The following is a 14510-nucleotide window of genomic DNA, read 5'->3' as shown; positions in this document are numbered from 1 at the left end:
CCTCCCCCGCCTCCACTGCTCTAAGATCCTTTCTAACTCTTTGAGGTCAACGGGTTTGCTGAGATAGTCATCCATACCGGCGGCTAGACATTTATCTCGATCTTGTGGTAAGGCATGAGCTGTTAGCGCGATCACTACGGTGTGGCGATCGCTATTTGCTGCTTCCCGCCGCCGTAACTCCTGCGTCGCCTCATAGCCGTCCAATACTGGCATTTGACCATCCATTAACACAATATCGTAGTTTTTCTCCGCCAACAATCTCAGAGCTTCCTGACCGTTATCAGCACACTCAGCTTCATAGCCCAAAACTTCTAACTGAGCAAGAATAACTTGTCGGTTAACGGGGTGATCTTCTGCTACTAAAATTGTTACTTGGTTATCGTCTGTTGCTGGTTTCGTTTGTGTTACTAACCGTTTTTCAGCGATCCATAAAAGCCGATCGAATAGCTGGGAAGGTCTAACAGGTTTGAGGATAAAATCGCAGCAGTCTTTGCGGAATATTTGTCGGAGACGCTGGGCAAATCTGTCTGCGATCGCAGAATCTCGCTGTTGCAGAGAAGTCATCAATAAAAACTTGGTTTGGGCAAACTCTGGGTGAGAGCGAATGACTTCAACTAACAAATTTTCTCCCTGTTCTACTAACTGTAAATCCAGCAAAACCGCATCGTAAGGTCTTTTCTGCTGACCCGATTTTCGCAAAGTAGCCAAAAGCCTTGCACAGTCTGCCGCTGCATCCGATCGCATCCCCCAGGTGTGAGCCAAATATTGCAGGACTTGGCGAGTTCTAGGAGGGGCCGTTCCTAATAGCAACCGGCGGCCAGTTAGAGCCAAAGAAACAGCGGGAGAAATCATATTAGTCTGTTTGCTTAGCTCTACTGTAAACCAGAAAGTTGAGCCTTTACCCACCTCGCTTTCTACCCCAATTTCTCCTCCCATCCGTTCAGTCAACTGCTTGCAAATTGCTAATCCCAAACCAGTACCTCCGTACTCGCGAGTGGTAGAAGCGTCTACTTGAGAAAAGGATTGAAATAGTTTTTTCTGAGCTTCTGGGGAAATACCAATGCCGGTATCTGTCACTGCAAAACGGAGGAAAACTGAGGTCGAAGTTCGATCGCGCAGAGCGACTTGCACCATGACTTCGCCTTCTTCTGTAAACTTAATCGCATTGGCGACTAAATTTAATAGGATTTGGCGTAAACGGCTCGGATCGCCTCTGAGCGATCGCGGCACGGCACTATAAATTAAAATTGCTAATTCCAGTCTTTTAATTTCTGCCTGAGCTGCTAGTAACTCGACGACTTCTTCAATGCAGGAGTTTAAGTCAAAGTCGATCTCTTCTAGCTGCATCTTTCCCGCTTCCAGCTTTGAGAAGTCGAGTATATCGTTAATGACGCTGAGTAGATGATGGGCGCTACTGCGGATGATTTCGGCACACTCGCGCTGTTTGGGTGCAAGATTTGTTTCTAACAATAATTGAGCCATTCCCAATACACCGTTCATCGGTGTACGGATTTCGTGGCTCATATTAGCAAGGAAATGAGACTTAAGTTTGGCCGTTGCGATCGCCGCTTCTCTAGCTTCCACGAGTTCGCCGATTTGGTGAGTGACGACGACAACACCACCGATTTCGCCGCTAGTATTATACCAGGGATGAATTGCCCAACGCAGGTAAACTTTGATGCCATCTTCCCATTCCCAGACATCTTCTGGACAGGAGGCGATCTCTCCTTGCAGTGAAGAATTTAACTGTTTGCGCCAGCGTTCGGGCATATTTGGAAGCAAATCGTACTGGCACATCCCGATCGCGGACTGAACTGGCAGGCAGTTATCCGCCATCCATTTCTCGCTGTGAGCGAGATAGCGCATTTCCGTGTCGAACATTGCCATTGCTACGGGGGTGCAAGAGATAATCTGTTGTAGTTGTTGGCGTTCTTTTTCTAGCTCAACTTCGCGCAACTTGCGATCGCTAATATCCATCGTCAAGCCATCCCAGAGAATATCCCCATTTTCTTGCCTTTCGGGTCGAGACGAGGCCCAAATCCACTTCAACTTGCCAGAAGGCGTGTTAATTCGATATTCCTGCGTCCAGGGTGTCAAATTTTCAGCAGAGAGGGCGATCGAGTCCAATACCCTTTGGCTATCTTCTGGGTGTATCATCTCAATCACCAGCGCCGCATTCTGCTGAATTTCTTCTGATTCGATCTCGTAGATTTCGCGAGCACCACAACTGGTGAAGGGAAAGGAGATCGATCCCTCTGCTGAAATGCAAAACTGGTAAATCATTCCCGGCACATTGGCGGCCAATTTTTGAAAGCGTTCTTCACTACGTCGCAGAGCCCACTCAGCTTGGCGGCGTTCGACTATTTCCTGCTGCATCAGTTCGTTGAGCTTTGTGAGGGCGGCTGTGCGCTCTTCCACCATCAATTCCAGGTGTTTTTTGTATTGCCGCAATTCCGCTTCTGTTCGGAGGTGTGCGGTGATATCGCGCCCTTCAATGATGATCGGATTAAATTCCCCTGTCTGGTCAAATGCAGGTTTGAAGGAAGCATCGAGGGTAACGATCGTTCCGTCTATACAAGGTATGTCAAATTCTGTGCGAATCAGTTCGCCCCTAGCCGCCGCCGCGATCGCATTTTGCAAGCGCTTTTGAGTCGGGTTTTGAGTCGGATTTTCTAAAGTTTTAAGTTTGGCAACGGAGATGTCTATTTCTCTATGTTCCCTCTCTTCCCTTCCTTCTTCCTTCTTCCTTCTTCCTTCTTCCTTCTCTTCCTTCTCCCCAGTCCACCAAGGCGTTTCCCAGAATGGTTTACCAATGACACCAACGCGGGTAATGCCCCCAAAATCCAAGGCTGTTTGGTTGACTTCCAAGAGTGTACCGTCTGGGGCGACGAGGGCAATCAGTTGAAAAGCTTGGTCAAAGATCGCTCGAAAGCGCTGTTCGCTTGCTTTTAGGGCTGCTTCTGTGGCTTGGCGATCGCGAATTTCGGCTTCTAGTTCGGCATAACTTGGCATCGCTAAAGCTTTGGGAAGCGTCGCGACTGCTAGTAATGCTGTTAATATCGAGATGGTAGCCGCGATCGCTTTGGCAAACGCTGATATCCAATAGCTAGAATGCCACAGCGTCCACAAGTCAGTAATGCTAACAGTTCCCCAGCTAGCGATCGCGGCTGCAAATAACCAGAAAATTACCCGAAATCGCAGATCCCGGCGCTTGTGGAGGAAATACACCAGCATCCCCAGAATTGAGTAACAACCGGCAGCTATTGCTAAGTCTAAGCCTGCGTGCAACCATACTAACTCTGGCTGCCAAAGATAAAAGTCTTTGTGTGAAATAAATGAGCTAGACGCAATTAATTTGCTGTCTATAAGTTTTGTCCAGATTTCCAGCATCACTACTACTTTTAAAAACGACAGGTTCTCTACATTAATGCCACTTAAACCCACTTCTTGATACTCAACAAGATAGATTTTGGTAGAAATGAAAAAAGCTACCAGTTTTTAGAGTTTTCAACATATACATTAATTGTATCAATAGTTACAAACAAATTATAGTGAAGCTGCTTTAATCTTATTTCATTATTTACATAAAATTCAAAAAATTGCGGAGAAAAGTAGCAGCAGTGAGCAATAAACGTTCTTTAACCTTAAGTCGTCGTCAGGTAGTGCGCGGTTTGTTGTCCGCAGGGGCTTTTGGAGTTACTTTGCGTCTGGGAACAGGATGCACGCCAACTACTGTACCCCAACAAAGCCAAAGTCCTACAGGGCAATCGCCATCTACGGGCACAGGGGCCAAAGTAGTGACAATGGGCTTTATCTACGTTGGTGCTAAAGATGATTATGGCTGGAATCAGGCTCACGCGCAAGGGAAAGAAGGAGTTTCCAAACTCTCTGGGGTGAAAACAGTCGAAGAGGCCAGCGTTCCTGAAACAAATGCCTCTGAAGAAACCATGCTCAATATGATTAATCAGGACGGAGTAACTGTCCTATTTCCTACTTCTTTTGGTTATTTCGATCCCCATATTATCAAAGTAGCAAAAGAGAATCCTACCATTCAATTTTTCCACGCAGGAGGGCTTTACGATTCAAGCAAACACCCAAACAATATAGGTAGCTATTATGGCTATATCGACGAAGCCCAATATGTAGCTGGAATTGTAGCAGCTCATAGTTCTAAGAGCGGGAAATTAGGGTTTGTGGCAGCTAAACCAATTCCCCAAGTAGTGCGAAATATTAACAGTTATACTCTGGGTGCCCGGAGCATTAAACCCGACATTACAACCCAAGTAATTTTTACAGGTGATTGGTCTTTACCTGTGAAAGAAGCTGAAGCGACTAATAGTATGGTCGATCAAGGAACTGACGTTATTACTTGTCACGTAGACAGCCCCAAAGTGGTAATGGAAACTGCGGAAAAACGGGGTATTTTCTGTACAGGATACCACACGAATCAAGCAGCTTTAGCTCCTAAAGGATATCTGACTGGTGCTGAGTGGGATTGGGCTAAAATTTACTCAGAATATGCCGAGATGCTTTTAGCGGGCAAAAACCTGATGGATGGCGGAATTTCTCACTTGGTACGTGGTGGTTTGAAGGAAGGTTTTTGTAAGTTATCGCCCTATGGTGCGGCGGTGAGCGAACAAGCAAAAAAGGACGCTGACGCGGCACAGGCTAAGCTATTAGATGGCACTTTAGTAATTTATAAGGGGGAATTAAAGGATAATACGGGGAAAATTGTAATTCCTGCTGGCAAGGACTTCAAACAGCAAGATCCAGAACTAGAAAAGATGACTTGGTTGGTGGAAGGCGTGTTGGGAAGTACCTAAAGAATTAAAGAGTAAAAATTAAAAATTAAACATGGGAGGAATGAAAGAATTAAAAATTAAAAACTAAACATGGGAGGAAGGTAGGTTGGGTAGGGAAAATGAAAAATTAATAAATTACCAATTAAGCCTATGACTACTCAAGTTGTATCTGGAAATCCATCCTCAATAAACTGGCGTTCGCTACTAGAAACAGTGACTATTCCCATAGCTGCTTTAGTGGTTTCGCTATTATTATTCGGGATATTTTGTGCCGCAGCAGGTGCTAATCCGTTAGCAGTATATGGCTCGATTTATAAAGCAGCTTTTGGGAGTTGGTTTTCTTTCCAAAATAGCCTAATTCGGGCTGCGCCTTTGATGTTAAGTTCACTCTGTACAGTCTTACCTGCTCGGTTGGGCTTAGTGATTATTGGTAATGAGGGAGCGATCGTCATGGGGGGACTCGGCGCGATCGCCACTGGTTTAGCTTTAAACAGCGCACCGCCAACTGTTGTGCAGTTAGGAATGGCGATCGCAGGCATTATTAGCGGTGGTTTGTGGATCGCCTTAGCCGGGGCGCTGCGGTATTACCGAGGTGTAAATGAAACCATTAGCAGCTTGTTGCTCAATTATATCGCGATCGCGCTTTTGAATCATTTAGTCGGCGGCCCGATGCGCGATCCCAGTTCCCTGAACAAACCTTCTAGCTATCCCCTCGCTGATGTCAATATGCTGGGAACTTTGCCGGGAACGCGAGTTCACTACGGCTTGATTTTTGGGCTAATTGTTTGCGCGATCGCTTATGTCTTGATTCAGCGAACTACCTTTGGTTTTGCTGTTCGCACCGCAGGTGGTAACGTTCGAGCAGCACGAATGGCCGGATTACCAGTAGGTAAATTAACATTAATCATCTGTTTTCTGGGAGGTGCTTGTGCAGGTTTAGCCGGGATGGTAGAAGTTGCAGCCGTACACGGCAAGGCGAATGAATCCCTAAATGCAAGTTACGGTTACAGCGGCATTTTAGTTGCATTTATTGCCCGACAAAATCCTTTAGCTGCCGTGCTAATTTCAATTTTGTTAGGTGGAATTTTAGCAAGTGGGGGAATTTTGCAGCGATCGCACAACCTCCCAGATGCCACAGTTTTAGTTTTCCAAGGGTTGGTTTTCTTGGTGATTCTTTTCAGTGAATCGCTTTATGGAAAATTACCATTTTTCAAGCAACAAGACAGATAAACGAAAAATAACGTAGGGTGGGTGATCCTCTGCCAGAAACCGGGTTTCTTCATAGATATCGAGTTACAATCGCAGATTTTTCTAAGAAACCCGGTTTCTTTCAACTAACGACTAACAACTAATAACTAAGCACTTATGGCAACAGAAACTTTAGGTTGGTGGGGAGTTCCGATCGCGATCGCAGCAGGAACACTGCGAGGAAGCGCACCCTTTCTATTCGTTAGTCTCGGCGAATGTCTGACCGAAAAAAGTGGCAAAATCAACCTCGGTTTAGAAGGCACTTTATTAATGGGTGCGATGAGTGCCTACGCCATATCCTATCTAACTCAATCACCTTGGTTAGGCGTTTTAGCAGCAGGAATTTCTGGGATGGTATTAGGAGCAATTCACGCTTGGCTATCCCAACGTCCCAAAGTTAACGATGTAGCAGTTGGCATTGCCATGATTATCTTCGGAAGCGGTTTAGCTTTCTTTTTTGGCAAGCCTTTTATCCAACCAGTTGCACCCCAATTACCCACCATTGAATTAGGCGCTTGGATTAATCAGCCAGCAATTCAATCAGCTTTAAAAATTAGCCCTTTATTTATCATCGGCGTTGCCATAGCACCAGCAATGCAGTGGTTTTTTAAATCCACGCGCTGGGGGTTGTTTATCCGTGCCGTTGGTGACAATCCTGCTGCTGCTAGAGCGATGGGAATTCCAGTAAAATTGGTGCGGACAGCCTGCATTATCTTCGGGAGTTTCCTAGCAGGAATTGGCGGAGCTTACCTATCTCTTTATTACCCTGGAAGTTGGACAGAAAGGATTTCGAGCGGTCAAGGATTAATGGCTGTTGCCTTAGTGATTTTTGCCCGTTGGAATCCCGTGCAATGTTTATATGCAGCTTTATTATTTGGAGGAGCGCAAGCAATCGGGCCAGCTTTGCAATCAGTAGGAGTAGATTCTTACTACTACTTGTTTAATGCCTTACCTTACATCTTAACCCTAGCAGTAATGGTGATTACCTGTTCGCCAACTCGGACAGCAATTGGTGCTCCCGGTGCTTTAGGAACTGACAATGATTAAAGGTTAATGATTAAAGGTTAGTGATGTTCGCTCGCAAACTACAATCTCAAATTTTTTATGGGACGTTTTGTTGAATCTGACCCCTATCCATATCCATTTAACGGTGATTTGCGTCCACAAAATACAGTGCTGCTAATTATTGATATGCAGATAGATTTCTGCGGAGTTGGCGGTTATGTAGATAAAATGGGTTATGATTTGTCGCTGACACGCGCACCAATTCAGCCAATAAAAAAGGTATTAGAAATAGTACGAAATCTCGGCTTTCACGTCATCCACACCCGCGAAGGACATCGACCAGATTTATCAGACTTACCAGAAAATAAACAGTGGCGAAGTCGTAGAATTGGTGCAGGAATTGGCGACTCTGGCCCCTGCGGGAAAATTTTAATTCGCGGTGAAACTGGATGGGAAATTATTCCTGAACTTGCTCCTTTACCGGGAGAATCAGTAATTGATAAACCCGGAAAAGGTTCTTTTTACGCGACAGATTTAGATATGTTGCTAAGGCGTAAAGGCATCCAAAATATTATTCTGGCAGGAATAACAACTGATGTTTGCGTCCACACCACAATGCGGGATGCGAATGATAGAGGTTACGAATGTTTGCTACTTTCTGACTGCACCGGTGCAACAGATTATGGCAATCATCTAGCCGCACTCAAGATGATTAAAATGCAAGGCGGCGTTTTTGGTGCTGTCGCTGATTCGGAAGCATTAATTAGCGCCATTAAAGAGTAGTTATTTCACAAACCACTTTCTTTTAATTCAAGGAGCAAAACCATGCTAGAAATTCCCAATCCAGAAATCATCACTCCCAGCTCAAAACTCCCTCAGCCACCCGATATCGAATTGGTGAACATCACCAAGCGATTTGGTTCTCTTTTAGCACTTGATAACGTTTCAACACGCCTGAAACCAGGAACTTTTCACGCTTTACTAGGTGAAAATGGAGCGGGTAAAAGTACGCTAGTGAAGTGTATCATGGGCTTCTACAATGCTGACAGTGGAGAGATTATAATTGATGGACAACCGCGCACTATTAACAGTCCTTACGATGCTTATCAATACAGTATCGGCATGGTTTATCAGCATTTTACTCTCATTCCCTCAATGACAGTAGCAGAAAATTTAGTGCTGACGCGGCCAGATACTCCTAACGTGATTAACTGGAAAGCTGAATATGAACAATTAGAAGCATTTCTACAAACTGCACCATTTAAAGTTGATTTGTACAAACCAGCAAATCAACTTGCAGCCGGAGAAAAGCAAAAGGTAGAAATCCTGAAACAAATCTACCTCAAAAATCGGTTTCTCATCCTCGATGAACCCACATCTGTACTCACGCCAGATGAAGCTGATGAAGTTTTAGGCTTACTCAAACAAGAAGTGAGTGCGGGACGTTTAAGCGTGTTACTTATTACCCATAAATTCCGAGAAGTAACATCATTTGCCGATGAAGTTACAGTTTTGCGAAGGGGAAAATTTGCAGGTAGTGGGTCAGTTAAAGACTTATCTACTTCCGAAATGGCTAAGATGATGTTGGGTGAGGAACGCAACGCTATTCAAATAGAAAAACTAGCCGAACTTCCGGGAGAACCTGTCATCAAAATTGAAGATATTTGTGCCAATGGTGACAACGGACTGGCGGCGGTAAAATCTGTAAATCTGACAGTTAGGAGGGGAGAAATTGTCGGGATTGCCGGGGTTTCTGGCAATGGTCAGCGAGAATTAGTAGAGGTGTTAGCAGGACAGAGAATTCCGACATCTGGACTATTAATGGTGAATGGAGAAGTTTATAAAGCAACTCGTCCAGAAATAGTCAAACATCGGGTTTTCTGCTTACCAGAGGAACCACTACGAAATGCTTGCGTTCCCCAGATGAGTGTTGGCGAAAATATGGCTTTGCGAAAGTTCGATCGTGCGCCAATGGCTAAAGGCAATTTGTTTCTAATTTTGAAGGAAATTCGACTAGCTGCAATGGCTTTAATTGAGAAGTTTTCGGTGAAAACTCCCTCAGTAGATACGCCAATTAGTCATCTTTCTGGTGGTAATGTACAACGAGCTGTGCTAGCAAGAGAGTTGTCAAATCATAACATTAATCTGTTAATTGCTGCTAATCCCTGTTTCGGGTTAGATTTTGCGGCGGTTGACTATATTCACTCCCAGTTAGTTGAGGCCAGAAATGAGGGTGTGGGTGTACTATTAGTGAGTGAAGATTTGGATGAGTTATTGAAATTAGCTGACAGAATTGTGGTGATGTCTGGCGGTAAGCTGGTTTATGAAAGTCTGATTGCAGATGTCGATATTCACGAAATAGGTCACTATATGGCTGGACATTAATCTTGTATTTGCCCTCAATGCTTAAGTAGGGTGGGCGCTCGCCGCAAACAGCCTGTAACTTATAGCAGAAGATAGTTGTCGGCGAGCGCCCACCTTACAATTCATTAATATAATGTTGGGTTTCGCTGTCGCTACACCCAACCTACTTGAGAATTAAAATTAGAGGTGAAAAAATGATTTCTATCCCAGCTAAACCCTATGACTATGAATTGCCAAATCTAAACAGCGTTGCCTTAATTGTCATTGATATGCAGCGAGACTTTCTAGAACCAGGAGGTTTTGGAGAAATATTAGGAAATGATGTCTCACTCCTGCAATCAATTGTGCCTACAGTTAAGCAATTATTAGAGGAATTTCGCAAATTCAACCTCCCCATTTTTCATACTATAGAAGGCCATAATAGCGATTTATCTGATTGTCCCATCTCTAAAATTAAACGGGGAAAAGGTAAGTTAACTATTGGAGATGTCGGCCCAATGGGTCGCATCCTCGTATTAGGTGAAGCCGGAAATGGTATTATACCAGAGTTAGCGCCGCTACCGGGCGAAATTGCGCTTTCAAAACCAGGTAAAGGTGCTTTTTCTCGCACTAAATTAGAATCGATGTTGCAGGAAAAAGGCATTACTCACCTGATTTTTGCGGGGGTGACAACAGAGGTTTGCGTGCAAACAACTATGCGCGAAGCTAATGACAGAGGATATGAATGTCTGTTAATAGAAGATGCTACTGCTAGTTATTTTCCTGAGTTCAAACAAGCTACTTTAGAGATGATTCGCGCCCAAGGTGGTATCATTGGCTGGACGACAACGGCGACGCAATTATTTAAAGCATTGAATCATTAAAATTTAACGCAAGTTTTACGTAAGGCCGCCCTTTCGGTAGTAAATATATCACCCAGAGGGCGGCGTTATAAACATAGATAGGACTTACGCATAGAGTCCCAGAAACCGGGTTTTTGAGAGAATCTGTGGGTCAAAACGAAGTATTTTCGTCAAAAAACCCGGTTTATGAGGTTGGGTGCGTAAGTCCTGAAACAATTACAATTATGCGTAAGTCTTATTTACATAACGCCGCCATCCGCCCCATTCTGTAATCTCGCGCTGTCCCTCACATAAGATAGCTTCGCCTAAAATTCCTAGAACCTCTTCACCGTCAGCTAAACGTACCTTACCTACGCATAATCCAGCGGGTTCTTTTAATAATATTTCGCTGATACCATCAGCAGGTATAGCCCAAACTTCAACTGCGATCGCAACTCCCCCATCTGCAACTCGCAGCATAGCTGGATAACGGTCTTTAATTGACCATAACCGATAACTGGGTTCCGTTACAGTCTCTCGCACAAAGCTACCGCCAACTGCTAACAAGTTATGGTTTAACTCTAGACCTCGCATCAAAGTACCATTAACGGCAAGATATACAGTTTGGATCATTTCAACAACAGGTATTTCCGTATAAGTAATCTAAGCGATCGCCCCTATTATAGGATAAAGCGTTCAAATCTCTATTATTTTTATTTCCGATTATCAAAAATATACTAATGGCTAATGGCTAATGGCTAATGGCTAATGGCTAATTAAAAACGATTGACTGTCGAGCAATTGCTAATTAAAAGTATAATTTATAGGACTTACGCAGGTCGTCCCAGAAACCGGGTTTTTGAGAGAATCTGTGCGTCGGGACGAAGTATTTTCGTCAAAAAACCCGGTTTATGAGGTTGGGTGCGTAAGTCCTGATTTCCTCAATTGAAAACTGATAAAAGAGATATTTTGTGACCCCAAATGAATCCCATAATGAATGCAAATGAAAGCAACATCATCTATATTGTTCTACCTCGATCTGCGGTAAAATATCTTTATCGCTTTGACCTGTAGTCAGCAATAGATAGAACATATAGGCAGATGGAACAAGAAACTTTACCGACAGAGGTTATACTTACCCACCCGCGCCAATCTCTGGGAAGTGTCCAGCTTGATTGGACACCGCAACCGGGAAATTATCTCGATTTAAAAGGTCAGACTTATGCTGTTTTAGAACGCCGTCACCGCTATCAATTGCGATCGGGGCGCTATCGCTTGCAGAAAATTGACTTGTACGTGCAGTCTGCACAACGGCCTACAGAGAAGAGTTTTGTCGAGGGGCACTGGGTTATAGGCGATGCCAGTTGTCGCTATAGTGCGCGATCGGAGATCATTCGCTGTGCGGTTAATCCAGAGGGGCCATGCGATCGCTGCCGCTTCTACGAAAAATCATGAGTTGCGCGATCGCTTGGGCGATGTCTCAGAATATGGAGGCGATCGCGTCTCCTCTCATTCTTAAGTTGCTTCATCATCTTCACTAATTATTTACTTTATCTTCATTCTTTATACCAAAAACCTCCCCCACAGCCAAGCGAGTACCATTAGCAAAATCCCATCCAGACTGAACTTTTTTCCCCGCTAACTGCACCTCGCGCAACAACAATAAACCCTCGCCAGTTTGCACGATTGGCCCCAAATTTTTGACAACTTTTACAACTTCTCCACACTTACCAGAAAGCTCAGATAAACTTGACCAATCTTGCTCTAAACGCCGCAAATCTGGCGGTAATTTTAACCAGTATTCAGAACCCAGGGGTGCAGTAGCGCTAATTTTTGCCGAATTGCCGCGAAAACTGGTAACACAGTCGGGGAAAAATCCTCTAATCTGATTGTGAAGTGCGATCGCACTCTGCGACCAATCGAGTACATAATCGGGATTTTTAATCAGCGGCGCATAAGTTGCCTCTGACGCATCTTGAGGAATCGCTTTCACTTCATCTTTCCCTAACTTTAACACAGTTTCTACTAATAAATCAGCTCCCAATTCTGATAACCTTTCCGCCAATGTTGCAGCATTATCTAAAAGAGTAATCCCTGCAAAAGCTTTCAATAGCATTGCCCCAGTATCCATACCAGCATCCATTAGCATTGTAGTAATACCAGTTTCCTTTTCGCCGTGATATAGACACCATTGAATCGGTGCCGCCCCCCGATATTTTGGCAAGATTGAGCCGTGAGCGTTGATACAGCCTAACTGAGGCATATCCAAAATTTCTTGAGAAAGGATCTGACCGTAAGCTACCACTATAAATAGATCGGCTTCTGTTTGTTTTAGTAAAGATAGTGTCTCAGTATCTTTTTTAATTCGTTGGGGTTGCCAGACTGGAAGATTGTGAGCAACAGCAGTTATTTTAACAGGGGAAGGTATTAATTGATTGCCACGCCCTCGGCGCTTATCTGGCTGAGTAACAACCGCAACCACCTCAAAGTCTGGATGATTTAGTAAATTTTCTAAACTAGGAACTGCAAACTGGGGAGTACCAAAAAAGACAATTTTCATGATAGGGGCTAGGGGAAGAAGGGGCTAGGGGCTAGGGAAGAAGGGAAAGAAGGGAAAGAGAATAAAACTAAGAGCTTCGTCGCGATCGCGCTTGCCGAACGGCGCGATCGATTTAAAATGCCCTAATGGTCTTGGCGGTTGCTATACTTTTACTATCCAACTAGCAATTAGTAATTAGCCATTAGCCATTAGCCATTAGCAATTACCCATTATTCTTCAGCTACATCTGGGCGGGGCCAAAGTAGGCGCACGCCCATAATGGCAAATCCGATCGCTGCGATCGCTTTTAGCCAGCGAGTAGGTAATACCTCCGCCGCCCCACCCCCAACTACAACCCCTATTAAGGTAGCTAACAACAGCGCCGTAGCTGTACCGAAAAAGACGGCGCGGGGAGATTTGGAACTGCTACCAAGGGCGATCGCAGCTAATTGACTCTTATCTCCCAATTCTGAAAGAAACACTGTAATAAAGCTTAATCCTAAAAGTTGCCAGTTCATGATATAGCTGATTTTCAATTGTTAGTAAAAAGTTAGTGCAGCACTTCCCACACCAGCATCATCGAGATCAGCAGCAAACTCACACCCGCCGATTTTTCTAAAGTTTTAGGCGAAATCCGAGTCCCTAGCCACTGTCCCAGTAAAACGCCGAGTAAACTGGTTGTCACCAGTGCGGAACCTGCACCTGCAAATACGATCCAAGGAGAGTGAGATTGAGCCGACATCAGCAAAGTTGTTAACTGGGTTTTATCTCCGATTTCGGCTAAAAAGATAGTCACGAAAGTGGAGGCAAAAACTCCCCAAGTCTTTGATTTCTGTTCCTTGTGCTGCTGATGCTGCTCAGTAGCACACTCAACTAAAGCTGGCTCTAATGTTAGTTCTACTTCTTTGAGTTGGGGAATTACGCCAGAGGGAGTAGGTGAGTAAGAAGCAGACAAACTGGGAGGGAAAGAAGAGAGTTTCACAGGCGATCTTGCTAAGTGCTGTTTATTTTCAGATTCTTTTCATTTTTCCAGAATAGCAGATAAAATGCAACCCTCCCACTAACAAAACTATTTCTGTGGTTAGATGTCAGGAGTGGCCAGGATGCCAACTTCGGAGTTAAAGCGGATCATTTCCAGAGAGCGATCGCCATACATATCCTGAATGTGTTCCACGCAACAGTCAATGGCAAAATCATTGACTTCTTCGGCCTCAACGCCATACATCTCGTGAAAAATGTCAGCTTGCACCCGACAGAAGCGGGGGCGATCGTCATAAATTCCGCATTCCCGCGTAGTGCGGTCAAAATTTATACACCATCCATCCTCTCCTACCAGGCTGAGGTATAGCTCCAATTCTTCGGGAGATAAATACTCATCCAAATCTGGGCGCTCTGTTGGGTCAAGGTAACAACAAGCACCACACTGCTTTACACAACGCCAAGTAGCCATTGTCTATAATTGCTCGTCAACATCTCTAGATGGGCAATGCCCACCCTAATATAGCCTTGATTTGATTATTTTTTGCGTTTTATTGATTTTTGTAAAGTTACTTAAAAAAAGGGTGCGATCGCCAAGTAAAATCAGAAGCGTGTTTTCTCATACACCGAGCTATCGAAACTTATTAAAGTCGAGAGGAAAAATGGACTTTTTAACCGATCTAGTCAACAATCTCAGCAGCATCAACTTTGAAGGCATTTTTAAGCTAGTTGCGCTCGCCGCAGTCGTGCTTT

General features: G+C 44.4%; 13 protein-coding genes. 7 read left to right on the top strand and 6 right to left on the bottom strand.

Features of this window, described 5'->3' with window-relative positions; genetic code table 11:
• Positions 1 to 3390: response regulator (locus OSCI_RS16040; RefSeq protein ID WP_052638546.1), on the bottom strand; the 3390-nt coding region annotated here is incomplete at its 3' end.
• Positions 3391 to 3620: 230 nt separating this feature from the next.
• Here OSCI_RS16040 and OSCI_RS16035 point away from each other — a divergent pair.
• From OSCI_RS16035 to OSCI_RS16010, 6 genes are all read left to right on the top strand, one after another.
• Positions 3621 to 4823, top strand: coding sequence for a BMP family ABC transporter substrate-binding protein (locus tag OSCI_RS16035; RefSeq protein WP_007356077.1), 1203 nt, complete (start codon positions 3621 to 3623; stop codon positions 4821 to 4823).
• A gap of 129 nt (positions 4824 to 4952) precedes the next feature.
• Positions 4953 to 6032, top strand: a complete 1080-nt coding sequence (locus OSCI_RS16030; RefSeq protein ID WP_007356076.1) for an ABC transporter permease — start codon at positions 4953 to 4955, stop codon at positions 6030 to 6032.
• A gap of 135 nt (positions 6033 to 6167) precedes the next feature.
• A complete protein-coding gene (locus OSCI_RS16025) occupies positions 6168 to 7097 on the top strand; it encodes an ABC transporter permease (RefSeq protein WP_007356075.1) in 930 nt (309 codons plus the stop codon).
• A gap of 57 nt (positions 7098 to 7154) precedes the next feature.
• A complete protein-coding gene (locus tag OSCI_RS16020; RefSeq protein ID WP_007356074.1) occupies positions 7155 to 7838 on the top strand; it encodes a cysteine hydrolase family protein in 684 nt (227 codons plus the stop codon).
• Positions 7839 to 7880: 42 nt separating this feature from the next.
• Positions 7881 to 9440 (top strand): ABC transporter ATP-binding protein, encoded by a 1560-nt coding sequence (locus OSCI_RS16015; RefSeq protein ID WP_007356073.1) that lies wholly within the window; start codon positions 7881 to 7883, stop codon positions 9438 to 9440.
• A 173-nt stretch (positions 9441 to 9613) separates the two neighbouring features.
• Positions 9614 to 10282, top strand: a complete 669-nt coding sequence (locus OSCI_RS16010; RefSeq protein ID WP_007356072.1) for a cysteine hydrolase family protein — start codon at positions 9614 to 9616, stop codon at positions 10280 to 10282.
• A gap of 201 nt (positions 10283 to 10483) precedes the next feature.
• Here the strand turns inward: OSCI_RS16010 and OSCI_RS16005 are convergent, their stop codons facing one another.
• Positions 10484 to 10873 (bottom strand): allophanate hydrolase-related protein, encoded by a 390-nt coding sequence (locus OSCI_RS16005; protein ID WP_007356071.1) that lies wholly within the window; start codon positions 10871 to 10873, stop codon positions 10484 to 10486.
• 468 nt (positions 10874 to 11341) lie between these two features.
• Between OSCI_RS16005 and OSCI_RS16000 the strand changes: the two genes are divergently transcribed.
• The gene (locus OSCI_RS16000; protein ID WP_007356070.1) at positions 11342 to 11695 is read left to right on the top strand and encodes a DUF6464 family protein; all 354 of its coding nucleotides are present in this window, start codon (positions 11342 to 11344) and stop codon (positions 11693 to 11695) included.
• Positions 11696 to 11777: 82 nt separating this feature from the next.
• On the opposite strand, the gene fmt is transcribed toward OSCI_RS16000, so the two are convergent.
• The 4 genes from fmt to OSCI_RS15980 all read right to left on the bottom strand — a co-directional run bounded on the left by fmt (position 11778) and on the right by OSCI_RS15980 (position 14229).
• Entirely contained in the window at positions 11778 to 12800 is a 1023-nt protein-coding gene (gene fmt, locus OSCI_RS15995) for a methionyl-tRNA formyltransferase (protein WP_007356069.1), read from the bottom strand.
• A gap of 209 nt (positions 12801 to 13009) precedes the next feature.
• Positions 13010 to 13297 carry a TMEM165/GDT1 family protein gene (locus OSCI_RS15990; RefSeq protein WP_007356068.1) on the bottom strand — a complete coding sequence of 96 codons (288 nt, stop codon included), beginning with the start codon at positions 13295 to 13297 and terminating at the stop codon, positions 13010 to 13012.
• A 32-nt stretch (positions 13298 to 13329) separates the two neighbouring features.
• The gene (locus OSCI_RS15985; RefSeq protein WP_007356067.1) at positions 13330 to 13761 is read right to left on the bottom strand and encodes a TMEM165/GDT1 family protein; all 432 of its coding nucleotides are present in this window, start codon (positions 13759 to 13761) and stop codon (positions 13330 to 13332) included.
• A gap of 99 nt (positions 13762 to 13860) precedes the next feature.
• On the bottom strand, positions 13861 to 14229 hold the full coding sequence (locus OSCI_RS15980; protein WP_007356066.1) for a YkgJ family cysteine cluster protein: 369 nt from the start codon (positions 14227 to 14229) through the stop codon (positions 13861 to 13863).
• Positions 14230 to 14510: the final 281 nt, after the last annotated feature.

This window comes from Kamptonema sp. PCC 6506 (assembly GCF_000180455.1).
GTDB lineage: Bacteria > Cyanobacteriota > Cyanobacteriia > Cyanobacteriales > Microcoleaceae > Kamptonema > Kamptonema formosum.
This window is presented reverse-complemented; position numbering and strand designations above follow the sequence as displayed.

Coding starts and splice junctions, on each gene's coding strand:
- OSCI_RS16015 (WP_007356073.1), top strand. CDS start 7,881: ATGCTAGAAATTCCCAATCCAGAAATCATCACTCCCAGCTCAAAACTC.
- OSCI_RS16030 (WP_007356076.1), top strand. CDS start 4,953: ATGACTACTCAAGTTGTATCTGGAAATCCATCCTCAATAAACTGGCGT.
- OSCI_RS16000 (WP_007356070.1), top strand. CDS start 11,342: ATGGAACAAGAAACTTTACCGACAGAGGTTATACTTACCCACCCGCGC.
- OSCI_RS16020 (WP_007356074.1), top strand. CDS start 7,155: ATGGGACGTTTTGTTGAATCTGACCCCTATCCATATCCATTTAACGGT.
- OSCI_RS16005 (WP_007356071.1), bottom strand. CDS start 10,873: ATGATCCAAACTGTATATCTTGCCGTTAATGGTACTTTGATGCGAGGT.
- OSCI_RS15990 (WP_007356068.1), bottom strand. CDS start 13,297: ATGAACTGGCAACTTTTAGGATTAAGCTTTATTACAGTGTTTCTTTCA.
- OSCI_RS15980 (WP_007356066.1), bottom strand. CDS start 14,229: ATGGCTACTTGGCGTTGTGTAAAGCAGTGTGGTGCTTGTTGTTACCTT.
- OSCI_RS16025 (WP_007356075.1), top strand. CDS start 6,168: ATGGCAACAGAAACTTTAGGTTGGTGGGGAGTTCCGATCGCGATCGCA.
- OSCI_RS16010 (WP_007356072.1), top strand. CDS start 9,614: ATGATTTCTATCCCAGCTAAACCCTATGACTATGAATTGCCAAATCTA.
- fmt (WP_007356069.1), bottom strand. CDS start 12,800: ATGAAAATTGTCTTTTTTGGTACTCCCCAGTTTGCAGTTCCTAGTTTA.